The sequence below is a fragment of the Pseudoalteromonas tunicata genome (assembly GCF_002310815.1).
GTDB lineage: Bacteria > Pseudomonadota > Gammaproteobacteria > Enterobacterales > Alteromonadaceae > Pseudoalteromonas > Pseudoalteromonas tunicata.
The window spans coordinates 321257-345870 of sequence record NZ_CP011032.1; the positions used below are offsets into that span (position 1 = coordinate 321257).

A 24614-nucleotide genomic window follows, 5' to 3' on the forward strand; every position below is an offset into this window, starting at 1 on the left:
GTGTAAATGAACGTAAACGACATTGTCGTTTGTTAATGCTTGGTGTGAATGTTTTCTATTTGTTTACATTTTCAATTCATTGAATTTAAGGTTTATTGGCTTTGATGCTGTCAAAATTTGACCGATTGTTATTTTTTTGTTTATAAACAGTGATTTATGTTGTTCTTTTTTATATTCACAAATGTGGTAAAAAAGAGCCGTTAGTAAGCCTTGAGCATATTTATTCATATTTACTAAACAAAAAACAACGAGTTCAAATTACTTCAGGGAAATCATTTTGAAAAAATTTAGTTTATTAGCAATGGGGGTTAAAACCGCATTGTGTGTTGGAGCTTTTGGAAGCTTTGGCGTTATGGCCACAGATCAAGCGGCAACAGAAGATAAAGTTGAACGTATTGAGATTACCGGTTCAAAAATCAAGCGTTTAAGTTCTGAAGCTCCAACACCGGTTGTCGTAATTGGTCGAGTTGAATTAGAAAACGCGGGTGTGAGCAATGTAAATGACTTTTTAGCAGAGTTGCCATCAGCTGAGGTTGGTTTGAGCCCTGAAAATTCAAACAATACAATTTATGCTAACGGATTAAATACTACCGATTTGCGTGGCTTAGGTAGTTCAAGAACGTTAGTACTGGTTAATGGTCGTCGTTTTATTGGTGGCCAAGCAGGTGGTAACTCAGTTGATTTAAACAACATTGCGACTTCGTTTATTGACCGTATTGAAATCTCTACTGGTGGTGCGTCTGCTGTGTATGGCGCTGATGCAGTAGCTGGTGTAGTAAACATCATTACACGTAAATCATTTGAAGGTGTTGAAGTTGATGTATCAACGACGAATCCTTTAGAGGGGGCTGGTGAACAAACATTTGGTTCAATCACTTTTGGTAAAGAGTATGGTAGTGGTGGTTTTATTATTAACTACGATTATGCTGACCAAAAACAAATGGCACGTTCTGATAAATCTTGGTATATGGATAGCCCATTAAGAACGATTGCTAACCCTGCTGATACCAGTGGTAGCGATGGTATTCCTGGTAACATTATAATCAATCAACAAACACACTATGGTTTATATGATGAGTCGAGTGAGTTCTTATTAGGCGCTAATCAGTGGACATTTGATGAAGCGGGTAACTTACGCCCGTTTAATCATGGTGATGGTTTATTGCCAAAAGGTGGATTACCTGGTGCTGCTAAAAACTGGTATTACACCGGTGAATTTGGTGATGGGATTGCCTATGCTGCCGATCAGTTCTTTCGCACACCATTGACGCGCCATACTGTTAACTTTGCCGGTCACCAGACTTTTGCAGAAGATCACGATGTGAGTGTTGATTTTACCTATGCAAAAAATGAAGCGTTTGGACAAAGCACGCCAATTTTTTTCAGAAGCATTAAAATTAACCGTGATAATGCATTCATCAAAAATGATTTAGCAAAATTAATGGATGACGCTGGAGTTAAAAGTATTTCAATGCGTCGCTTAAGCGATGATTTTGGTCCGCGTATTTATAATCAAAAGCGTGAAACTATTCGAGCATCAATTGGGCTTGATGGTGCAATTACTGATAACTGGACATATTCGGCATACCTACAACATGGTGAGTTAACACAAGATACTTCTTGGTACGGCGAAGTGTTAATGGCCAATGTTAACAAAGGGTTTGATGCAGTTAACTTTGAAGGCAATGTAGTATGTGCTGAGCGTGATGCTAAAGGTAATGTGATTGGTGCTGTTGAAGGATGTGTGCCGTTAAATGTATTGGGTAAATACCCGTTAAGCCAAGCACAATTAGATTATCATTCAACAGTTGCAACAGCCGAACAAGGTCATAAACAAACGAGTTACGGTGTAACGGTAACAGGTGATGTATTTGAACTACCGGCTGGTTTTGTGCAAGCAGCCTTTAGTTATGATTGGCGTAAAGAAAGTGCCTATGAAACACCCGATAATAAAATTCAAGGTGGTTTAGTCTTTGGTAACTCAGGCTTACCTTATGAAGGTGAGTTAACAGTAAAAGAATACGCAACTGAAGTATTGGTGCCGGTATTTGCTGACCAATTCTTAGCGCAAGAGGTCAATGTTGAGTTTGCTTACCGCTACATGGATTACAGCTCTACAGGCACAGATAGCGCTTATAAATTAGGTCTGACATGGCAAGTAAATGACGATGTGCGTTTCCGTGTAGCCAAAGCGCAATCGGTTCGTGCGCCTAACGTAGGTGAACTATATTCGTCAGTTGGAACACAGTTTGCCAGCCGTGCAGAATCATGTGCCGCAGACTCAATCGCCAAAGAAGATCAATATAAAGAGCAAGTAACACGTAACTGTGCTGCCGATAATATTCCTGTCGGTTGGACGCCATCTGAAGATTGGCGCTCAGGTGGTTCATTACAAGGCAGTACCGGTGGTAACATTGGACTTGGTAATGAAGTATCAAAAGACATCACATTTGGTGTTGTTTATACCCCAAGCTTTATTGAAAACTTTGAAATTACTGCAGATTATTGGAGCTTTGAAATTGAAGATGCAATTAGCTTCTACGATTATGAAAGCGCAATGCAAAACTGCTATCGCTCTGAAAGCTTAGTTAATCCATTTTGTGGCAAATTTACCCGTGACCCAAATACGCACGAAGTGACTGATTATTTAGAAACATCACTTAATGCTGCGGTTGAGAAATTAAGCGGTGTTGATATTGAATCGGTTTATAAATTCGATACAGCATTTGGTCAATTTGGTTTTAAATTAGTTGCAACATATTTAGAAAACCGCGAGCGTAACCCGACGGGTAATGCAGAAGATAACCGTGTTCACACTGGTGAAGAAGCGCGTCCTCGTTGGAGAGCACGTTTTAATACGAGTTATACTTTAGATGATTTACGCATTGTTTTAGTTGCAAACTATCGCCACAGCACAGTGATGGATCGTAATGATTGGTCGATTGAAGATCACGATTATAACGATATTCCGTCATACACTACGTTTGATTTAAGCAGTACTTATAACTTAAATGACAATGTTAATTTACGTTTAGGTGTGCAAAATTTAGCCGATAGAACAACGCCATATCATCCAGCAGCTTTCACCGATGGCGCTTATTATGATGTGATTGGTCGTCGCATTACAGCGGGTGTTAACGTTAAGTTTTAATTTATAACTAACACAAATGCCGCTCACCTGAGCGGCATTTTTATTAAAAACCGAATCTATTTTGCCTATTTTGATATTCAAGCCATTCGCTAAGTCTCGTTATATTTAGCTCCGACAAGCCGATTTATCCCCTCCTGTTACCGAAATTAGATGTGTGATTTTAGTTTCTAGTAATGTATTTCAATTGACATTTTATTTTCTGACGAGCAACGCACTAAATGTATCTGTGTTAATAAATGCGCGCCAAGTAACTTAAGTGTTTATTTTTAGTAATCTTAATGTGTTTTTTAGAGCCATTTTTAGACAGGTTTGCATGTTTATGCATTTTTTGAATGATTAATCGAATTTTTAGAGTGTCCTGATGATAAGTGAGCACAAAGTTTAAATAAGATTGTAAATGACTGTAAATAAAAACAATTTTGTAAACTTTGAGTTTTATTGTTTTGTTTTTTTTAGTTTGAATATAACGTTATGAAAATAATAACTAAATAATAATAAAATGATAATGAAATGATAATATCGACTTTTTTTTGTATTTATTTTGTAAATTTATTGTTTTAAAAAATTGTGATGAGCGGCCCTTTTTAATCTCCCTGAATGTGGTACAAAATGATTGTTAGTAATATTTATATACAATTACTTACATTCGCTAACAAAAATAACAATATTTATATATTTCAGGGAAATTATTTTGAAAAAATTAAATTTATTAGCAATCAGTATAAAAACTGCTTTGTTTGCTGGAGCGTTTACAGCCAGTGGGTTTGCAACTGCTGCCGAAGAAGATTCAGTGGAACAAGTTGAGCGTATTGAAGTTACCGGTTCTCGTATAACTCGCGCAGAGCTTGAGCCGACTCAGCCAATTACTGTTGTTGATGCGGATTTTATTAAAAATCGTGGTTTTACAAACGCAGCTGATGCAGTTTTAGATATTCCTGGTGTTGCTAGAGGTTTGACACCGACTACCGCAGGAGAAGAAGGAAATAGTCAAGCTTTAGGTCAAAGAACAATTAATCTTTATGGTTTGGGCTCTCAAAGAACATTAACATTGATTAATGGTAGTCGTTTTGTTTCGAGTGTTTCTCCACTTGGCGGTGGTGCAAGCGGTCTTCAAGTTGATACTAATAATATTCCAATGGCATTAATTGATAGGGTTGATGTTGTTAAGGCTGGTGGAGCAGCTATATATGGTGCCGATGCTGTTGCTGGTGTTGTTAACTATATTCTTAAAAAAGATTATGAAGGTGCTGAATTTGCAGCCGACTATAAAACAGTTGGTGATACTGGGGCTGATGAGAAATCAGTGAGAGCACTATTTGGTGCCAATATAGGTCAAGGCAAAGGTAATGTGGTATTCGCACTTGAGTATAATGAAACTGATACTATTAAAACAAAAGATGTTGCATCGTTAGCTGATTCAGTATCAAGTTATACTCCAGTTGGTGATGATGTTGTACTTAATCCCGATGGCACACAAAATAAGGGCCAAGTTAAAGCTATTCGTAATGGAAGAGCTGGAATTTTATCATTCAGTGGACTTGTCTCTCCTGGTCCATTAGCGATTACAAATCGTGGTCTTGGGGCTTGGAATGATGGACAATTTTGGCAGTTTGATCCTGCAGGAAATGGTGGCTTAGTTAATTATAACCCAGGCAATCCGACAGGAAATGCTGTTTGGGCATCTGGTGGTGATGGTCTAGATTTAGCTGCAACGACGAATGCTCAAGTTGGATCCGAGCGTTATAATCTCACAGCAATTACTAACTATGAGTTAGCAGAAAATCTAAACTTAAATATTACTGCTTTTTCAAATCGTTCAGACTCTTCATTTTCTGGGTATCAAGCAAGTAAATATTCATCTGGTGCTTTTGGTGATACAAGTGCGGCATTAAAATTTAATACATCTCACCCATATTTAACACAATCTTCAAGAGATATTCTTGAAGGGTATTTAGGTGGACAAGGGGATTTCTATTTACACAAAGGCTGGGTTAATTTAGGTGTTCGCGAAATCATAAATGAAGCCGTCACTAATAGTATCAAAGTTGGACTAGATGGAAGTTTTGAGTTACTTAATGACGAGTGGACTTGGAATGTTTCTTATCAAAAAGGTGCTAGTTCTGTTTATAATAAAGGCTCATCGGTAAGTGATCATCGTTTCTTTGCAGCAATGGATGTAGGTATTAATCCAAATACAAACCAATTAGATTGTAAATTTAATTATGAGCCTAATTATGATGATAATTTAAAGGCGAATGGTTTCGGTCTTAAAGGAATCGAATCTGTTTTAGGTAAGCCTGGAAGTTGTTCACCATTAAATCCATTTGGTGATGCCTCTGAAGCTGCAATATCCTATGTTAATTACAATACCACTGGTAAGACCAAAATTGAGCAAGATGTATTTCAAGCTGTTATGAGTGGTAGCTTATTTGAGCTTCCTGCTGGTAATTTTGAGACTGCATTCGGTTATGAAAGAAGAACTGAGTTTGGTGGTTATTATTCTGGAGGTACAGGGGTTCTAACTGGTAATGCTGATTCTTCTACCGAAGGTGAGTATGTAACAGAAGATGTGTTTGCTGAGATCTATTTACCTATTATATCAAGTGATATGAATATCCCGTTAGTTAACTCATTATCACTAGAGGCATCGTTCAGACAAATTGATAATTCGCGTTCAGGTAAAGATGATGTGTGGGCTGTTGGTGTGAATTTCCGTCCAACAGATGATTTAGTCATCAAGGCTAACGTTTCTGAAACAGTGAGAGCACCTTCAGTAAGTGAGTTGTTTCAACCTGTATTAGAGGGGACTTCATTTGCAAGCGATCCATGTGATCAAAAGCATATTGGAAAAGGTCCTTCGCCAGATGTTCGTAAAGCAAATTGTGCTGCCCAAGGGATCCCGGGGGATTTTGTTGGTTTAGCTGAGAATGCATCACGTTCAGGTTTTAGTGGCGGTAATGATTTACTTAAAAATGAGCAAGCAAAAACGTCCAATGTAGGTATTTTATACTCACCTAACTGGGCAAAAGGTCTTTACTTATCAGTTGATTGGGTGAAAATCGATATTTCAGATGCTATTGTTAGCTTTGAATTACAAGATGTAATGGAAGCGTGTTACGACAGTACCGAGTTTCCAAATAAGTTCTGTAGTAATTTTTCACGCGAAGCAAACTTTCAGCTACCAGCAAATGATGCTTATCGAGTTGGTTATGTAAATGCTGCGCTACGTCAGTTTGAAGCTTATGAATATTCAGCTCAATACGTAAATGAACTTAGGAATTACCCTTTAGCTGGATCATTACTTACTGACGTTCCGGGCGAGTTATCATTTACGTTACGTGCTATGAATCAAAAGAAAAATGCTACTTCAAATACCGGCTTTGATTTCACCGATACTACCGGTCAATTTAATAACCCAGATTGGCGTAGTGACTTTAGCATTCGTTATTCATTAGATGATTTACATGTGTTTACTGATTTCGATTATCAAGGTCGTGGTGTACGTAATATTGATTCGAAAAATGATAATGATTACTTAGATTTAGATGGTAACCCTTACAGCGAAATCCCATCATACACTACATTTAACATGGGGGCTGTTTATGATTTGACGGACAGCATTAGTCTTCGAGCTAAAATTGATAATGTTAGTGATTGGCAACCTAAAGGTTTACATCGTGTAGTTAATCGTTGGATGTTTGGACGCTCTTATAGCTTAGGTATCACTGTTAAGTTGTAATAAATACTGAATCGAGTCCTTATTTTTTAATCAAATGCCGCTCACCTGGGAGTGGCATTTTTATTAAAAACCGAATCTATATATTACCTATTTAGATATTCAAGTCATTCGCTAAGTCTCTTTATATTAGCTCCGACAAGCCGATTTATCCGCTCCGGTTACCGTAATTAGATGTGCGATTTTAGTTTCTAGTAATGTATTTAAATTGACATTGTATTTTCTGACGAGCCACGCATTAAATGTATTAGTGTTAATAAATGCGCACCAAGTAACCTAAGTGTTTATTTTTAGTAATCTTAATGTATTGCTTAGAGCCATGTTTAGACAGGTTTGCATGTTTATGCATTTACTGAATGATTAATCGAATTTTTAGAGTGTTCTGATGAGGTAAGATCAAATCAGTTCAAATTCAATTGTAAATGACTGTAAATGAAAAGTCTCTTGTAAACAGTTGGTTATATTGTTGTTTATTTTGATTTTTGTGTAACAACTTGAAAGTAAAGGTTAAATTTAAACACTTTGTTTTTTTTGTGTTTTTTGTTATAAAAATGTAAGCGTTTATTGTGATGAGCGGCCCTTTTTAATCTCCCTGAATATGATAAAAAAGAACAGTTAGTAAGATTTATACATAATTATTCACATTCGCTAACAAAAATAACAATATTTAGATACTTCAGGGAATTCATTTTGAAAAAATTAAATTTATTAGCAATTGGTATAAAAACCGCATTGCTTGCGGGCGGTATTAGTGGGGTTGGATTTGCTGTTGCTGCTGAAGATACATCAGCAGAGAAAGTAGAACGCATTGAGGTTACTGGTTCAAAAATCAAGCGTTTAAGCGCCGATGCACCCACACCAGTCATTGTGATTGGCAGAGTTGAATTAGAAAATGCAGGTGTCAGCAATGTAAACGACTTTTTAGCGGAGCTGCCATCAGCTGAGGTTGGCTTAAGCCCTGAAAATTCAAATAATACGATTTATGCAAACGGATTAAATACAACGGATTTACGCGGTCTAGGTAGTTCAAGAACTTTAGTATTAGTTAATGGTCGACGTTTTATCGGTGGTATGGCCGGTGATAATGCTGTTGATTTAAATAATATATCGACATCATTTATTGACCGTATTGAAATCTCTACTGGTGGTGCATCGGCTGTTTATGGTGCAGATGCTGTTGCTGGTGTTGTAAATATTATTACTCGTAAAAGTTTTGATGGTGTTGAGTTTGACCTTTCAACAACAAGACCAACGGAAGGTGCTGGCGATCAAACATTTGGCTCTCTTACGTTTGGTAAAGAATACGCTGATGGTGGTTTTATTTTTAACTATGATTATGCTGAGCAAAAGCAAATGGCACGTTCAGATAAATCGTGGTACATGGATAAACCATTAAGAACGATTGCTAATCCAGATGATACAAGTGGTACAGATGGAATTCCTGGCCGTGTTATTGTTAATAAACCTGCCCATTATGGCCTATATGATGAGTCGAGTGAGTTTTTCTTAGGTGGAAAGCAGTGGACTTTTGATGAGTCCGGTAATCTTCGCCCATTTAATACTGGTGATGGTTACCTTCCTAAAGGTGGTTTACCTGGCTCTCCAACTAACTACTACTATACAGGCGCTTTTGGTGATGGTATTGAATATGCTGCAGATGAATTCTTTAGAACACCACTTACACGTCATACAATTAATTTTGCAGGCAATCAAAAACTAGCTGAAGATCATGATTTAAGTTTTGACTTCACTTATGCTAAAAATGAGGCTTTTGGTCAAAGCACTCCAATCTTTTTCCGTAGCATTCAAATTAAGCGTGACAATGCATTTATTAAAGATGACTTAGCTAAATTAATGGACGATGCGGGAGCAAAAAGTATTTCAATGCGTCGCCTAAGTGATGATTTTGGTCCGCGTGTATACAACCAGCAGCGTAATACCGTTCGTGCATCAATCGGTATTGATGGTTTGATAACGGATAACTGGACTTACTCTGCTTATTTACAACATGGTGAGCTAAAGCAAGATACATCTTGGTTTGGTGAAATATTAATGGAGAATGTTGAAAATGGATTTGATGCAGTAAATTTCAAAGGAAACATTGTTTGTGCTGAAAGAAATGATAAAGGTGAAGTTGTTGGAGGTAAAGCAGGTTGTGTTCCTTTAAATGTGTTAGGTAAATATCCTTTAACGCAAGAGCAACTAGATTACCATTCAACAGTTGCGACAGCAGAGCAAGGTCATAAGCAATCAAGCTATGGTATAACGGTAACTGGAGATGTATTTGATTTACCAGCTGGTGCAGTTCAAACAGCGTTTAGTTACGATTGGCGTAAAGAGCGTGCTTATGAAGCTCCAGGCACTGGTATTCGTAAAGGGCTGATTTTTGGTAATTCAGGCCTACCTTATGAAGGTGAATTAACAGTAAAAGAATATGCAACTGAAGTGCTAGTACCTATATTAGCAGATCAGTATCTTGCTCAAGAGGTGAACTTTGAGTTTGCATACCGTTACATGGATTACAGTTCTACAGGTACAGATAGTGCTTATAAACTTGGTCTAACATGGCAGGTGAATGATGATGTTCGTTTACGCTTTGCCAAGGCTCAATCTGTTCGTGCACCAAATGTGAATGAACTTTACTCTTCAACGGGTACTCAATTTGCGACTCGAGCAGAATCTTGCGCTGCTGATTCCATTGCCAAAGAAGATCAATACAAAGAGCAAGTGACACGAAATTGTGCAGCAGATGGAATACCTGCAGGTTGGGTGCCTTCAGATGCTTGGCGTTCAGGAGGCTCTTTAGAGGGTAAACTAGGTGGAAACTCAGAATTACAGAATGAAGTATCTAACGATATTACATTTGGTGTAATTTATACTCCTTCTTACCTTGAGAACTTTGAAATTACAGCTGATTACTGGAGCTTTGAAATCAAAGATGCAATTAGCTTCTATGATTATGAAAGCGCAATGGAAAACTGTTATCGTTCTGATAGTTTAGATAATCCTTTCTGTGGTAAATTTACTCGTGATCCTGTCACTCATGAAGTTACAGATTACTTAGAAACATCATTGAATGCTGCGGTTGAAAAATTAAGTGGTCTAGATATTGAGTCAGTATATAAATACGATACTTCTTTTGGTCAATTTGGCTTTAAGCTTGTAGCGACATATTTAGACAATCGTGAGCGTAACCCGACAGGAAATGCTGAAGATAACCGTATTCATACTGGTGAAGAGACTCGTCCACGTTGGAGAGCGCGTTTTAATACGAGCTATACCTATGATGATTTCCGCTTAGTTTTAGTCGCGAATTACCGTCATAGTACTGTAATGGATCGTAATGATTGGACGATTGAAGATCATGATTATAATGAAATTCCTTCTTACACTACGTTTGATTTAAGCGGTACTTATAATGTGCATGAAAAAGTAAGCTTGCGCTTAGGTGTGCAAAACTTAACTGATAATACAACACCGTATCATCCAGCAACTTTTGTTGATGGCGCGTATTATGATGTAATTGGTCGTCGTGTTACCGCTGGTGTGAATGTGAAGTTTTAATTAATTTCTCAATCCATTAGTATAAATGCCGCTCACCTGGGAGCGGCATTTTTTATGGTGATCGTTTTCCTTCCAGTTCTTAAATCCGCTATACTCCTCGCTCATTTTTTAGGGGGAATCTATGGAATATCAATTTATACGCGATCCAATTTTTGGTTTTCGGGCTAAGTTTAACGACGAGCAGGCTTTGTTTGGTCGCTGGTTGACTGAAGAAATGAATACTAATCCTGAAAAGTTAGGCCAATTATTGGGGTTAATCACGCAAGCTAAAACGCTTCAGCAAGATGAAATACAATTACTTGGCAAGGAAGTGACCTTGACGTTAAGTCGCTCAGAGGCGTTGTTAGAGGCGAATATTTTGCACCACCAAGATGAGGATTTATCACAATATCAAGATGATGCATTAATGCTTGATGAAGATGGTCTAATTGCTGTGTGCGGTTATGAAGACTTTGTTGCACTGATTGAGGCGTGGTGTGAGTTTATTGGTTTTTGCCACAGCAAACGTTGAATAATAAATCTATCCAAAGCTGTTATTTTCAATGTTAATAGCAACTAACTGTGGTGTATTACTTCGCCAAGTTCCTCTTGATAATGTCTTCGTTAAAGGTCCGTTTATTTAAATTAAGTATTTGGTAATTGTTTTAACTTCTTTTTTGCTAACTTAATTAGCTTTTCATCAGTTTGATGATTGATAAGCCAATTAAAATGTTGTTTTGCATCTTCTAGTTGTTCTGTTTGTAGCAATAGCTGCGCTAAATAGTAGTGCGCCCAGGGTAGGTAGTCATCATCAGTATTTCCAATATGGTTTTGAATAAACACATTTAATGCGTCGATGCCTTTTGTTGGTTCACTTTTATTTTTTAAACAAAATTTTCCTAAGTAGTAACGCGTCAGCTGTTTTGTTTCATCGTCTTTTGTCGAGCGGGCGTCTAATGAATCAAGGTATAGCAGTTGTTGTTCTGCTAAATCCGGTTGTTGACTTTGCCAAAGTGTTAAGCCGAGTAGGAGTTGTAATGTCAAATCTGTTTGATGTTTTGACTGCGCTTCACTTATGAGCTTTTCTAACTCTTCTTTGCCTTTAAACTCAGCACTGTAAGCTAGTTTGGCTAAAAATCCGTAGTGAGTGCTTAGTGCTGTAATGGGTGCTATTAAGTTTTCGGCAGCGCTGGCATTTCCGCCAAAAAAGGCTGGGGTGTTTAAATAAAAGCTCATGAGTGCAAGCTTAAATTTAGCATTCGTTGGTGCGAGTTTTTCGGCGAGTAAAAAATGTTTTTTGGCTTGCTGGGCTAAAGAGTAAGAAAACAATAGGGCGTCTGTACCCTCTACAACGCTAGTTTTTGCTTTTAAATAGTGTGCAGCGGCAAGATTAGGATCACTTTGTAATAATTGGTCACTTAAAGAGTGGGCTTGCGCAAAATCTTCGTTTTCGATGGCGTGTTCAATGTTTGTAACTGCTGTTAACTGCGCGGCGTTTAGGTTACCTAGCGCGTGATATTCATCTGTGTATGTTTGGTTATCAAGCAGGTTTACTAAGTGGCTGGATGCAGCTTCATTTGCACTAAGTGGTAAACTTAGTAGCAGAGCAATACTTAGCGAAATCATTTTAATTTTCATGCTGATACATCCAGTTTTTTTGTTTGCCAAGCATACCAGTGTTTACAATAAATGAAAATTCCCGATTTGAGGGATGTCTAATATGCATCTTGTTTAACTTTGTTTGGCTTCAAGTAGCTTGCTTAGTTGTTCAATTCGATGACTCATACCGATAATAATTTGATCTTTGAGCTTATCTTTCATGGCACTTGGTAAGCGAGAAAGCACACTTGATGAAATGGCGAGTAAAATTGTATCTTCACAGGCTCTGGCATTAATGCTGCGCTGACGTTGGCTGACAAAGCTGCCTTCGCCAATAAATTCACCAGGTTCAACTAAACCTAATTCAACTTTATCATTGTGGCGAAACATCATTAATGCACCACTTAAGACTAAATAAAGGCTTTTGTCATTATCAAATTGTTGGAAAACAAAGCGATCTTTTTTGACTAGTAATAGTGACGAGAAAGATTCAAGTAATACTTGGCGTTCATCTAAGCTAAAACTTTTAAAAAAAGGGAGCCGATTGATGATCGCCATGCGTTTGATTAAGGGCGTATTTTCGATGAGTTTCATATCGTTCACTAGCTTAAATTAAAGTGCTAGCTTATCAGTTTAAATTCCGTTCCTTCAACTTTCTTGTCAGTGTATTACGACCCCAACCTATTTTTACAGCTGCATCTTGCTTATGGCCGTGGCAATGATTTAATGCGGTATTAATGAGCCGAACTTCTATTTCGGCCTGAATGTCGGGCCAGATATTTTCACGGCCTTGTTTAAGCTCATTATCAAACCATACCTGAAACTGCTCTAACCAATCAGTCGATTGTGTTGTTTTCACTGCGCTGACAAATACTTCACTTGGTAAATCGGCTTCTGTCACTATTTGCCCCGGCGCCATCACAGTAATCCAGCGACACGTATTTTCGAGTTGTCTTACGTTACCTGGCCAGTGAAAGGCTTTGAGTTTTTTCGTGGCATCTGGCGCTAATATTTTGCTTTCAACTTTGAGTTCTTTGGCGCTTTTAGTTAAAAAGTAATTTGCTAGTTTTTCAATATCTTCGGTGCGTTCACGTAGAGCGGGTAGTTTTAAGCGCACAACGTTTAGGCGATGAAATAAATCGTCACGAAACTTTCCGGCGCTGACTAACTCTTCAAGATTTTGATGAGTTGCAGCGATGATCCGAACATCGACTTTGATACTTTGATGGCCACCGACACGATAAAACTCACCATCGGCGAGTACCCGTAGCAAGCGAGTTTGTACATCAAGCGGCATATCACCTATTTCGTCTAAAAAGAGTGTACCGCCATTGGCTTGTTCAAAGCGTCCTTTGCGGACACTATCGGCACCGGTAAACGCGCCTTTCTCATGACCAAAGAGCTCTGACTCAACTAATTCCTTTGGTATAGCGGCCATGTTCAGAGCAATAAATTCTTTTTCTTTACGAGGGCTATGGTTGTGTAAGGCACCGGCTACCAGTTCTTTTCCTGTCCCAGATTCACCATTAATGAGTACGCTCATACTCGATGCCGAGAGTTTCCCTATGGCTCGAAACACCTCTTGCATTGCGGGTGCTTCACCTATGATATCTTGCGCTTTTTGTTCTGCTTGTGCAGGTTTTGTTTTAGTTTTTGCATTGGCGCGGCAGGCACTTTCAACTAAGTTTACCGCTTCGTTTAAATCAAACGGTTTAGCGAGATATTCAAACGCGCCTTTTTGAAATGCTTGCACCGCTGAATCTAAATCAGAATGCGCCGTCATGATGATAACGGGAAGTTCAGGATGCTCTTTGCAAATTCCTTCTAATAACGTCATCCCATCCATGCCGGGCATCCGTACATCGGAAATGAGTACCATGGGTTGGTTATATTCTAACGCGCTAAGTACGGATTCTGCCGAGGCAAAACTTTCGGTTTGAAAACCTGCGCGACTGAGAGCTTTTTCTAAAACAAAGCGTATCGATGCATCATCGTCAACCAGCCAAACTGTTTTCATGTCTTACTCCAAAACGATGCGAGCGCTATTTGGTGCTCGCAAATGGCAAATAAATATTAAATTCGGTGTGACCCGGCCAGCTTTCACACTCAATATACCCATCATGTTGGTCAATTAAGGTTTGCGCTATGGCAAGTCCAAGCCCTGAACCGCCCTCTTTATTAGTGACCATAGGATAAAACAGCGTATCACGCAGGGCTTTATCAATGCCTGGGCCATTATCCGACACTTTAATCAACAAGGCGTTTTTCATTGCTTTGTTATGAACTCGCATATGATGGCGAATACGCGTTTGCAAGGTGATTTGTCCGCCATCAACTAAAGCTTGCTGCGCATTACGTACAATATTGAGTACGACTTGTTGAATTTTTCCCTGATCGATAAAAATGTCGGGAATACTCGGGTCGTAATCTTTTAGCAACGTTATATTGCTTTGATTACTTAATGTGGTGAGTTTAACCACTGACTCCAAGGTTTGGTGAATATTGCACCACGCTTTTTTAGGCAATTGATTCGGGCCAAGCAAACGGTCAACAAGTTCAGTTAACCTATCGGCTTGTTCAATAATCAAAGTTGCGCATTCATCACGTTCTTGTTGATCGACTTCGTATTGCAATAATTGCGCCGCTCCGCGAATGCCCCCTAGAGGATTTTTTATTTCGTGAGCTAAGCCACGAATTAGCGTGCGAGCAGCCATGTATTGATGCATTTGATGAGAGGCTTTATCGTGTTTTATTTCATCATCGAGTGCGCGGCATTCTAATAGAATGAAAGGCTGATTTTCGAGCATGAGACGGCGAGAATTTAAGGTGATTTTTGCATGGCGAGAATCGAGGAAAACCGCGTCAGCTCTATGTTGATGGCAATCGCTACCTTCTATTAATGTATGGCTGATAATGCGTTTTACATCTATGGTATGGTAATTAAAAAGGGATTCAAACTGCTGATCAATGAAGCGCTTAGGCCCTAAAGCAAAGAGTTCACTGGCGCTATCATTAGCATAAACAACCTGTAAATCTTGGTTAAGTAAAATAACTGCGGTAGCTAAGTTTTCACTTAAAATTTGTAATGCTTGTTTAGTGAGTGTTTTATTGTTGCGCATCGTTGCACCATTTTAGTGCGTCACTTGGCTCTGGTACTAGTCATAGCCTAACGAGAGTGACGTTGAGTTTAAGATGTTACGCTATTTTTAAGGCAAAATAAGTGTGAATACGTAGTCAATTGATGACTAAAGACCTTTGCGGTGCAGATAAATGATAATTGATTTGCTCTTGCTGATTTCTTTGCCATCTTTGTCAATGAGGCGCATTTGTAAGGTGTGCTCACCACGGTCAACATCTCTGAGCGCAAAAATAGAAGAGGATTGTGGCTCTTTAGTTGCAATGCCATCTAAGAAAAGTTGAATCTTTAGACCATTTTCAAAACGAGGCGAGACTCGTCCACTGACGTAAACTGACCCTGAGTTTTCACGGATCGTTGCTTGATGTTGCGGTTCAGTAATTTCAATCTCAAATTTTGCAGTGTCAGGTGTTGTTGTGCTGGTTTCTTCATATAAAATACTGGTATCAACCGCTTGCATGTCAATACTGCTGACATTGAGGTTGAGTTCTTCAGCATTTTTTTGTGGGGTATCAGAAAACACTAATACACCTTTAGCATCGCGCCAAACATAAATTTTTTTCTGTGAGGCGACGGCTGAAAGCGAAAATAAACATAAGCATACTGCAAGCAGTATAAAGCGTGTCCCCACGATAAAATCCTTGTTTAGAGTTTATATTTATTATTTTATAACCATTAACTGTATATTAACTAATTCTTTTTGGCTATAAAAAAAGCCTGCAAAGCAGGCTTTTGGAACACACATTGAAACAAATCTTTAACTTAACAGCTGTAGTACATTTCAAATTCAACTGGATGAGTTGAAGTATTTAATTTTTGTACTTCTTTTGTTTTTAAGTCGATATAGGCATCGATTAAATCATCAGTGAAAACGCCACCTTGAGTTAAGAATTCACGGTCAGCACTTAGGCAATCTAAAGCTTCTTGTAATGAACCTGCAACTTGTGGGATTTCTGCTGCTTCTTCAGCTGGTAAATCGTATAAATCTTTATCCATTGCATCGCCTGGGTGGATCTTGTTTTTGATACCGTCAAGACCAGCCATTAACATTGCAGAGAATGCTAAATATGGATTTGCCGCTGGATCTGGGAAGCGAACTTCGATACGACGACCTTTAGCTGATGGTACAACAGGGATACGGATAGACGCCGAACGGTTACGTGCAGAGTATGCAAGCATTACTGGCGCTTCGAAATGAGGCACTAAACGTTTGTATGAGTTAGTTGCTGGATTTGCGAATGCATTGATTGCTTTAGCATGCTTAATGATACCGCCGATGTAGTAAATAGCTTCTTCAGAAAGACCAGCATATTTATCACCAGCAAATAAGTTAACGCCATCTTTTGCTAATGATTGGTGACAGTGCATCCCTGAACCGTTGTCGCCAACGATAGGTTTTGGCATGAAAGTCGCTGTTTTGCCGTATAAATGAGCCATGTTGTGGATAACATATTTCATTTCTTGGATTTCGTCGGCTTTTGTTACCATGGTATTGAAGCGAGTTGCGATCTCATTTTGTCCTGCTGTTGCAACTTCATGGTGATGTGCTTCAACTACGTGACCCATTTCTTCTAATACTAAACAAGTAGCTGAACGCCAATCTTGGAAATCATCAACTGGAGCAACTGGGAAATAACCCCCTTTTACGCCTGGACGGTGACCTGTATTGCCGCCTTCATATTCTTTATCTGAGTTCCAAGCTGCTTGCTTAGAATCAATTTTGAACATTGAGCCAGACATGTCTGTTTTGTATTTAACATCATCAAATACGAAGAACTCTGGCTCTGGGCCAAATAATACTGTGTCGGCGATGCCTGTTGAACGCATATATTCTTCAGCGCGTTTTGCAACAGAACGTGGGTCGCGTGTATAACCGATTAACGTACCTGGTTCTACTACGTCACAACGAACAATTAAAGTTACTTCTTCAGTGAACGGATCTAATTTTACAGAGCTTGCATCAGGCATTAATACCATGTCTGATTCATTGATGCCTTTCCAGCCAGCAATTGATGAACCATCAAACATTTTACCGTCTTCAAAGAAATCTTCGTCAACTTGGTGGTGTGGAATTGAAACGTGTTGTTCTTTACCTTTAGTATCGGTAAAACGTAAATCAATAAATTTAACATCGTTATCTTTAATAAACTGTAAAACTGATTGAGACATGTGTCCTCCAAGCTGTGTGTTGTGTTGTAAGTATTATTTGCAATTGCAATTTTCTTTACTATAAGCTTAATGCGTGCCACTATTTTAACTTATTGATATTAATGGTTTTAAGCTTGTTATTCTCTGAGTGAATTAGTGTTTTTGCACCATAAAGATCTCTTCCTGCACAGATTTGGTGCAAAAAAACAGCCTCAATATTATAGTCTAAAAAATATTCTTTACTTGAATCTCGCATTTGTTAATGACGTTTTTGCGCTAATCAAAAAATAGTTTTAAATTAGTTTATTAGACTAACTAAATGTTATTCATCACTAATTGTGTAATAAAAAGTCATTACAATGTGTTTTTTTGTCGAAAAACTAAAAATATATATTGGATAAACTTTCATCCCTGCCATTATTAAGGGATAATATGCGACCATTTTTTTAAACGCTATGCTGATTTTTCGCAACTATAATTATTTGCGAGATTGGGGGCGTAGATCTACTAGGATCAGCCGGATTAATTCTACTGAGTAAGTATATGAGCATCGAAAAGATAAGAAATATCGCGATTATCGCGCACGTTGACCACGGTAAAACAACCTTGGTTGATAAACTGCTAGGGCAGTCAGGCACATTAGCAACACGTGGCGGTAACGAAGAGCGTGTAATGGACTCTAATGATATTGAGAAAGAGCGTGGTATTACCATTCTTGCAAAAAATACTGCAATTTCTTGGAATGGTTACCATATCAATATCGTAGATACTCCAGGACACGCCGATTTCGGTGGTGAAGTTGAGCGTGTACTTTCGATGGCTGACTCAGTATTACTATTAGTTGATGCACAAGAAGGCCCAATGCCACAAACTCGTTTTGTGACGCAAAAAGCATTCGCGCAAGGTCTAAAGCCAATCGTTGTTATCAACAAAATCGACAAGCCAGGTGCACGTCCTGATTGGGTTATGGATCAAATCTTTGATTTATTCGATAACTTAGGCGCAACTGATGATCAGTTAGATTTTAAAGTAATTTATGCATCAGCTATCAATGGCTGGGCAACATTAGATTTAGATGTACCATCAGATAACATGGAACCTATGTTCCAAATGATCGTTGATGAAGTTGCTCCTCCGGCGGCAGATCCGGAAGGTGCTTTCCAAATGCAAATTTCGCAACTTGATTACAACTCATATGTAGGTGTAATTGGTGTTGGTCGTATCAAACGTGGTTCTGTTGCACCGAATCAGCAAGTTACGATTATTAGTGCTGATGGTACTAAACGTAATGGCAAAATTGGTTCAGTTCAAAGCTATTTAGGCCTTGAGCGTATTGAGACTGACCGTGGTTATGCTGGTAACATCGTAACTGTAACTGGTATTGGTGAACTTAAGATTTCTGATACAGTTTGTTGTCCAAACAATGTTGAGCCATTACCGCCACTAAGTGTTGATGAGCCAACAGTAACAATGACATTCTCGGTAAATAACTCACCTTTCTGTGGTAAAGAAGGTAAGTTTGTTACTTCACGTAATATCCTTGAGCGTTTACAAAAAGAATTAGTTCACAACGTTGCGTTACGTGTTGAAGAAACTGACAGCCCAGATAGCTTCCGTGTATCTGGCCGCGGTGAATTACACTTAGGTATCTTAATTGAAAACATGCGTCGTGAAGGTTATGAGTTAGCGGTTTCTCGTCCACAAGTAATCTTACGTACTGTTGATGGTCAATTACAAGAACCGTTTGAAGTAGTGACTATCGACTGTCAAGAAGAGCACCAAGGTTCTATCATGGAGCAATTGGGTCTTCGTAAAGGTGAATTACGTGATATGTCTCCAGATGGTAAAGGCCGTATGCGTATGGACTTCATCATCCCAAGTCGTGGTTTAATTGGTTTCCAAACAGACTTCATGACGTTAACGTCTGGTTCTGGTTTGTTATACCATACATTCGATCATTACGGTCCACACAAAGGTGGTGAGATCGGTGTTCGTAAAAACGGTGTAATGATTGCAAATGCAACAGGTAAAGCGTTAACAAATGCATTATTCAACCTACAAGAGCGTGGCCGTTTATTTATCGGTCATGGTGTTGAAGTGTATGAAGGTATGGTTATTGGTATTCACAGCCGTGATAACGATTTAACTGTAAATGCACTTAAAGGTAAGCAGTTAACAAACGTTCGTGCATCAGGTACTGATGAAGCGCAAACGTTATCACCACACTTAAACTATTCACTTGAGCAAGCGCTTGAGTTCATCGCTGATGATGAGTTAGTTGAAGTAACACCGTTAAACATTCGTATTCGTAAACGTCATTTGACAGAAAACGAGCGTAAACGTGCTGGTCGTGCACCAAAATAATACTTTTTAAAGTAGTTAAAAAACCCGCTAATGAGCGGGTTTTTTTATGAGTAAAATAAATAATCGGGTTAGCGACTAGCTACTCTTATTCATTTGCTCAATAAATTGATTTGAATCTGCTATGGATTTATTCATATCTGTCATTAACGACTGAATATCACGTTTTAAATTATTAAACTCACCTTTGATGGCACTGACCGCTTGTGCGTTGAGATTATGTTTTAGATACAATACATTATCTTTTAATGCAGCAAGCACCGGCCCCATTTTTTTCTCTGATGTGCGCATCGATTTTAATAGTTTTTCAAACTGTCTCTTGGTTGAGTTAAGCTTTTTTTCACTTTCACGTTTGAGAGATGGATTTTGGTATTGCGCTAATTCGTCATTCCATTCAACAAAGAGTGCATTAGCGACATCTTCGACTTTATCAATACGATTTGAAACGTCATCTGCTGCTTTTTGGCTTGATTCATAGTCATCGTTTAGTTGGCTATAAACGGTTTGTAATTCACCTCCCTCTAAATTAATCAATAAACTTAATCGTTCAAGAGCGGATTGAAACTCTTGTTGTGAGGCTTGCTGTGATTCCTTTGCTTCTTCTACGCGGTCGATGAGGATATCGCGCTTGTGGATCCCCACTTTTTCCATCGCAGAGTAGTAGGCTGTTTGGCAGCCACTTAATAGCAAGACAAGAGAGGTGGTAAGTAGTAACTTTTTCATTAGTCGACCTTTTTATTCTGTAAACAGAGATGTTTTAGCCATAGCTCTGTTATTTGTGCCTTTGCATGATATCTTATCAATAACAGATTAAATCATAACAGAATATACGAATATGCACGGGAAATTATCAGATTATTGGCTACAGACGCATAGCATATTGCTTAAATTGTATGCGTGGCTGCAGCTGTATGTGAGACGCTGTCAAGAAGATGCAATTACTGTTAATGCGGGTTATTTAGCCTATGTTACTTTGCTCTCTCTGGTACCGTTAATGGCTGTGGCAGTTGCTATTTTTTCGGCCTTTCCGGTGTTTGAGTCATTTAGAGAGGGGATTGAAAACTTTATTTTTACTAATTTTGTGCCCACTTCAAGTGAAGTTATTCGTGAGCATATTGGTGCCTTTGCAGGTAATGCCAGTAAGATGACGACGATAGGGGTTGGTTTTTTAGTCGTGGTTGCTCTTTTTTTGATCCGCAATGTTGATGGTACACTTAATCGTATCTGGCGAATTGATAAAAAACGCAATCCAATGATTTCATTTGCAATTTACTGGATGGTGCTTACTTTAGGGCCAGTGCTTTTAGGGGCAAGTTTAGGGGTAACATCATACATTTTGTCTCTTGCAAGTATCGCTGAACAGGGTATTCCTGGCTTGAGCGGGTTTATTTTAACACTGATCCCGTATTTTATTTCTATACTTACTTTTACCTTGCTCTACACCATAGTGCCTAATACTGAAGTGCCTTTTCGGGCTGCCTTACCGGGTGCAGTATTTGCCGCAATTTTATTTGAATTGAGTAAACAAGGTTTTGCAAGGTATGTTAGTGAGTTTCCATCTTATGAAGTTATTTATGGTGCACTTGCGACGGTTCCCATTTTGTTTGTATGGGTTTATTTATCATGGATAGTGGTATTACTTGGAGCTGAAGTGACGGTATGTATTCAACATTCGCTACAAGCGCCATTATCAAAGCCTGAAGCAGAATCCGCGCAATAAAAGGCTCGATGTTGCATGCTCAGGCAGAGGGTACAACATTTATGGTTACGCTTTATGAAATTACGGACGCTAAAAGTTACCATATTCCTGTTGGGCAGGGGCATCAACTCCATGTGGAGGAATATGGTAATCCACAAGGTGTACCTGTATTGGTATGTCATGGTGGACCGGGCGCTGGTGCAAACGTATTAGATTGTCGTTATTTTAATCCACAAAAATATCGCATTATTTTATTTAGCCAGCGCGGTTGTGGCCTTTCAACGCCACAATTGCATACAGAGTTCAATCAAACATCCTATCTACTAAATGACATTGAAATTATCCGTAAAACACTTGGAATTAAAGCCTGGTTACTCAGTGGTTGCTCTTGGGGGGCGACATTGGCGTTGCTGTATGCAATAGCAACCCCAGAAAAAGTATTAGGATTATTACTGCGTGGCACTTTTTTGGCGCGTAAACAAGATTTACAGTGGCTTTATGGAAGGCAGGGGGGGGCGATGCTCTTTCCTGATTACTATCAGCACTTTAATCCAAGTCATTTATCTTATTTGGATTTGATGGATGCATATGCTACTGATTTTAACAGTGACAATGAACTACAAAAATTAAAATCAGCCAAAGCATGGTGTGAGTGGGAGCTAGTTCTATCGGGGTTACACCCGACTCATAATAGTCAGTACTTTATTTGTGATACTCAAAGAGCGCTTAATGTTGCAATATTAGAACACCATTATTTTTTAAATAATTGTTTTATTGAAGATAATTACATTTTGAACCAAGTTGGTGCAATCGCGCATTTACCCATTCACTTTATCCATGGCCGACATGATTTTGTTGCGCCACTTGCTGGGGTTTATGAATTGGCCCAAGCTTTGAATGCCCGTTTAGATATTCTTAATGATGTAGGGCATAGTTCCGAAAATCATAGCTATGCAGAAGCTATGCGCAGCGCTGCTGATCTATTATATTGCAAAGCTAAATCAAGTTATTTGAAAATATTAGGGTAAGCAGTGCAAGCAATTATTCAACGTGTTACAGAAGCTAAAGTTGTTGTCGAAAATAAGGTCATTGGTGAGATAAACCAAGGAATTTTAGTGCTGTTAGGTGTTGAAAAACATGATAATGAGCAATCTGCCGATAAACTATTACATAAAATTTGTGGTTATCGTATTTTTACTGATGACCAAGGCAAAATGAATTTAAGTGTATCTGATGTGCAAGGCCAGTTATTAGTGGTATCACAATTTACTTTGGCTGCAGATACCAAAAAAGGTATGCGTCCTAGTTTTTCATCGGCAGCTGTACCTGATGAAGCAAAACGTTTGTATCACTATTTTGTTGCTCAAGCACAAGCTAAGGGGATTGAAGTCGCAACGGGTGAGTTTGGTGCTGATATGAAAGTGCATTTAGTAAACGACGGTCCGGTTACGTTCCGCTTAGAGGTGTAGCCATAAAATGTGGTTGGTATAACCTGAGATTTTTTCAATTTTCACTTCTTTGGTGAAAGTGGCTCTCAATAAGCGTTTAAGTTGAGTTAGCTGAGAGTCACTTTGGGTTAAAAAGTTAATAAATAAATGGCCATTAGCGGCCAAAATATGGCTTAAATCATCATAAAACTGTTTTTGAAATAGGAAAACAGGTGCTTCGAGTTGACTAAAAATATCGATGATTATCCAATCGAAGGTGCGAGGCGTTTTTATTTCGAGTAATACGTCTTGGCAATGCAGATTATTTGATGCATGACCGCCAAAATATTTTTTATAGCAATGGATAATCTCGGGGTTTTTTTCTGCAGTGATAAGTTCGGTATTTGGATAATGAAATTGTAGGTAATTACGAATTGCGCCAGCACCTAAGCCAATTTCAAGAACAGAACTTGGATCATCAAGGGTACGCCAAATATCTGCAAGTACTTGTAAATGCGGAAATAACAAATGATCCGGTTCATCAATTTCGATGACAGATTGCAGTACTTCATTGATCAACAACCATCTAAGTTGTTGATATTGCCTTACTTGTATGTTTTGGCCTAATTGCTTTTGCCAATGGATCAGTTGACCGATCTCCGTACAGTGGGCAATGAAGTGTGGGTGAATAATGCCTTTATCGGCTTGCACATATTTCATAGTCTAATCAGGATAGTAGAGCATTTTACATGTGTCACGTTTTATGCACAGGCCAAATTGGAAGGCTATTTTAACTGGTTAGCTTTTGTTGTATTGTGGAGTGGATTTTTTGCTCTGAATAGTTAGAGTAATTGCAAATAATATCGATAGGAGCTGGCATGTTTCAAGTTACGACCCCACAAAGCAGTCAAGATTGGCAGGACTATTATCAATTGCGTTGGCAGGTTTTACGGGCACCTTGGCAGCAACCTAGAGGCTCTGAGCAAGATGATCTTGAGCAAGACTCTGAACATCGTTTTATTCGTAATCGCGAAGGTGAGGTATTAGGTGTCGCCAGGCTACATTTTAACAATCACAATCAAGCGCAAGTGCGTTATATGGCGGTCTCTGAGCATGCTCGTAATCAGCATATTGGAAGTCGGTTATTACATGAATTAGAAATGATAGCTTGGACGCAATCGGCGCAAGAGTTGGTTTTATTTGCCCGCGAGCGCGCCTTGCCTTTTTATCAACGTCATGGTTATACCGTGGTTGAAAAAGCACACCTAGCCTATGGCGATATTCAACATTTTAAAATGGTAAAAAATCGCCCATCAGAGCCTGGTTGGTTTTTGCACCCAGACTGGACGCAGGTGTTGCAAAATACGTGGCGTGAAGCTATCCCGATTAGTGATGCTATGGGGATAAAAGTAGAAAGTTATACTGATTGGTTGTTTTCAACCCAAGCCGATTTTAATGCCAATATTAATGTTCATGGTTCGATGTTTGCGGGTTCTATTTATAGTTTAGCGACCCTCACTGGGTGGGGTGCAACGTATTTAACCCTGAAAGAATTAGAGCTTGATGGTGATATTGTTTTGGCCGATGCCAATATTAAATATCTTAAACCGCTTAAGTCTTCACCACGTGCAAGTGTCGTATTAGCCGATTGTATTGGTCAACTTGAGGTGCTGCAGCAAGGAGAGAAAGCGGTATATCAGGTGCCGGTGAATGTTTATGATAATGATGTAAAAGTGGCTGAATTTATCGGTCAGTTTGTCGTCTTGCCTTTAAAAACATCAGTTTGATTTAATTTGAACTCAGGCTATTTAATA

The 24614-nt window shown here is 38.8% G+C and carries 17 protein-coding genes; 9 read left to right on the forward strand and 8 right to left on the reverse strand.

What is annotated here, in order from left to right; translation table 11 throughout:
* Positions 1–277: 277 nt before the first annotated feature.
* The 4 genes from PTUN_RS01480 (at position 278) to PTUN_RS01495 (ending at position 10962) form a co-directional block, all read left to right on the forward strand.
* The gene (locus PTUN_RS01480; RefSeq protein ID WP_009837906.1) at positions 278–3151 is read left to right on the forward strand and encodes a TonB-dependent receptor domain-containing protein; all 2874 of its coding nucleotides are present in this window, start codon (positions 278–280) and stop codon (positions 3149–3151) included.
* Positions 3152–3764: 613 nt separating this feature from the next.
* Complete coding sequence (locus tag PTUN_RS01485; RefSeq protein WP_119081527.1) at positions 3765–6890, forward strand: TonB-dependent receptor domain-containing protein; 3126 nt, start codon at positions 3765–3767, stop codon at positions 6888–6890.
* Between the two features lie 687 nt (positions 6891–7577).
* A complete protein-coding gene (locus tag PTUN_RS01490) occupies positions 7578–10451 on the forward strand; it encodes a TonB-dependent receptor domain-containing protein (RefSeq protein ID WP_009837908.1) in 2874 nt (957 codons plus the stop codon).
* A gap of 121 nt (positions 10452–10572) precedes the next feature.
* Positions 10573–10962 carry a YacL family protein gene (locus tag PTUN_RS01495; protein WP_009837909.1) on the forward strand — a complete coding sequence of 130 codons (390 nt, stop codon included), beginning with the start codon at positions 10573–10575 and terminating at the stop codon, positions 10960–10962.
* 113 nt (positions 10963–11075) lie between these two features.
* Here the strand turns inward: PTUN_RS01495 and PTUN_RS01500 are convergent, their stop codons facing one another.
* The 6 genes from PTUN_RS01500 to glnA all read right to left on the reverse strand — a co-directional run bounded on the left by PTUN_RS01500 (position 11076) and on the right by glnA (position 17334).
* Entirely contained in the window at positions 11076–12068 is a 993-nt protein-coding gene (locus PTUN_RS01500) for a tol-pal system YbgF family protein (protein WP_009837910.1), read from the reverse strand.
* A gap of 93 nt (positions 12069–12161) precedes the next feature.
* Positions 12162–12623, reverse strand: a complete 462-nt coding sequence (locus PTUN_RS01505) for a Crp/Fnr family transcriptional regulator (protein ID WP_009837911.1) — start codon at positions 12621–12623, stop codon at positions 12162–12164.
* A gap of 34 nt (positions 12624–12657) precedes the next feature.
* Complete coding sequence (gene glnG, locus PTUN_RS01510) at positions 12658–14046, reverse strand: nitrogen regulation protein NR(I) (RefSeq protein ID WP_009837912.1); 1389 nt, start codon at positions 14044–14046, stop codon at positions 12658–12660.
* Between the two features lie 25 nt (positions 14047–14071).
* The gene (glnL, locus tag PTUN_RS01515; protein ID WP_009837913.1) at positions 14072–15148 is read right to left on the reverse strand and encodes a nitrogen regulation protein NR(II); all 1077 of its coding nucleotides are present in this window, start codon (positions 15146–15148) and stop codon (positions 14072–14074) included.
* A gap of 126 nt (positions 15149–15274) precedes the next feature.
* Positions 15275–15796 (reverse strand): DUF4124 domain-containing protein, encoded by a 522-nt coding sequence (locus PTUN_RS01520; RefSeq protein WP_009837914.1) that lies wholly within the window; start codon positions 15794–15796, stop codon positions 15275–15277.
* A 131-nt stretch (positions 15797–15927) separates the two neighbouring features.
* Positions 15928–17334 (reverse strand): glutamate--ammonia ligase, encoded by a 1407-nt coding sequence (glnA, locus tag PTUN_RS01525; protein ID WP_009837915.1) that lies wholly within the window; start codon positions 17332–17334, stop codon positions 15928–15930.
* Between the two features lie 522 nt (positions 17335–17856).
* On the opposite strand from glnA, the gene typA reads away from it, so the two are divergent.
* Positions 17857–19677, forward strand: a complete 1821-nt coding sequence (typA, locus tag PTUN_RS01530; protein ID WP_009837917.1) for a translational GTPase TypA — start codon at positions 17857–17859, stop codon at positions 19675–19677.
* A gap of 75 nt (positions 19678–19752) precedes the next feature.
* On the opposite strand, the gene PTUN_RS01535 is transcribed toward typA, so the two are convergent.
* Complete coding sequence (locus PTUN_RS01535; protein ID WP_009837918.1) at positions 19753–20397, reverse strand: DUF2959 domain-containing protein; 645 nt, start codon at positions 20395–20397, stop codon at positions 19753–19755.
* A 112-nt stretch (positions 20398–20509) separates the two neighbouring features.
* Here PTUN_RS01535 and PTUN_RS01540 point away from each other — a divergent pair, with 112 nt between their 5' ends.
* From PTUN_RS01540 to dtd, 3 genes are read left to right on the forward strand one after another with little or no spacing between them, the layout of a single operon-like run.
* Entirely contained in the window at positions 20510–21394 is an 885-nt protein-coding gene (locus PTUN_RS01540) for a virulence factor BrkB family protein (RefSeq protein WP_009837919.1), read from the forward strand.
* A gap of 41 nt (positions 21395–21435) precedes the next feature.
* Entirely contained in the window at positions 21436–22401 is a 966-nt protein-coding gene (gene pip, locus PTUN_RS01545; protein WP_040643847.1) for a prolyl aminopeptidase, read from the forward strand.
* 3 nt (positions 22402–22404) lie between these two features.
* Positions 22405–22842 carry a D-aminoacyl-tRNA deacylase gene (gene dtd, locus PTUN_RS01550; RefSeq protein ID WP_009837921.1) on the forward strand — a complete coding sequence of 146 codons (438 nt, stop codon included), beginning with the start codon at positions 22405–22407 and terminating at the stop codon, positions 22840–22842.
* Here the strand turns inward: dtd and PTUN_RS01555 are convergent.
* A complete protein-coding gene (locus PTUN_RS01555) occupies positions 22831–23520 on the reverse strand; it encodes a spermidine synthase (RefSeq protein ID WP_009837922.1) in 690 nt (229 codons plus the stop codon). The two genes, dtd and PTUN_RS01555, sit on opposite strands and share 12 nt — an antisense overlap.
* A gap of 158 nt (positions 23521–23678) precedes the next feature.
* Here PTUN_RS01555 and PTUN_RS01560 point away from each other — a divergent pair, with 158 nt between their 5' ends.
* Entirely contained in the window at positions 23679–24587 is a 909-nt protein-coding gene (locus tag PTUN_RS01560; protein WP_009837923.1) for a bifunctional GNAT family N-acetyltransferase/hotdog fold thioesterase, read from the forward strand.
* Positions 24588–24614 lie beyond the last annotated feature (27 nt).

Coding starts and splice junctions, on each gene's coding strand:
- PTUN_RS01495 (WP_009837909.1), top strand. CDS start 10,573: ATGGAATATCAATTTATACGCGATCCAATTTTTGGTTTTCGGGCTAAG.
- PTUN_RS01500 (WP_009837910.1), bottom strand. CDS start 12,068: ATGAAAATTAAAATGATTTCGCTAAGTATTGCTCTGCTACTAAGTTTA.
- PTUN_RS01505 (WP_009837911.1), bottom strand. CDS start 12,623: ATGAAACTCATCGAAAATACGCCCTTAATCAAACGCATGGCGATCATC.
- glnG (WP_009837912.1), bottom strand. CDS start 14,046: ATGAAAACAGTTTGGCTGGTTGACGATGATGCATCGATACGCTTTGTT.
- glnL (WP_009837913.1), bottom strand. CDS start 15,148: ATGCGCAACAATAAAACACTCACTAAACAAGCATTACAAATTTTAAGT.
- glnA (WP_009837915.1), bottom strand. CDS start 17,334: ATGTCTCAATCAGTTTTACAGTTTATTAAAGATAACGATGTTAAATTT.
- typA (WP_009837917.1), top strand. CDS start 17,857: ATGAGCATCGAAAAGATAAGAAATATCGCGATTATCGCGCACGTTGAC.
- PTUN_RS01535 (WP_009837918.1), bottom strand. CDS start 20,397: ATGAAAAAGTTACTACTTACCACCTCTCTTGTCTTGCTATTAAGTGGC.
- PTUN_RS01540 (WP_009837919.1), top strand. CDS start 20,510: ATGCACGGGAAATTATCAGATTATTGGCTACAGACGCATAGCATATTG.
- pip (WP_040643847.1), top strand. CDS start 21,436: ATGGTTACGCTTTATGAAATTACGGACGCTAAAAGTTACCATATTCCT.
- PTUN_RS01555 (WP_009837922.1), bottom strand. CDS start 23,520: ATGAAATATGTGCAAGCCGATAAAGGCATTATTCACCCACACTTCATT.
- PTUN_RS01560 (WP_009837923.1), top strand. CDS start 23,679: ATGTTTCAAGTTACGACCCCACAAAGCAGTCAAGATTGGCAGGACTAT.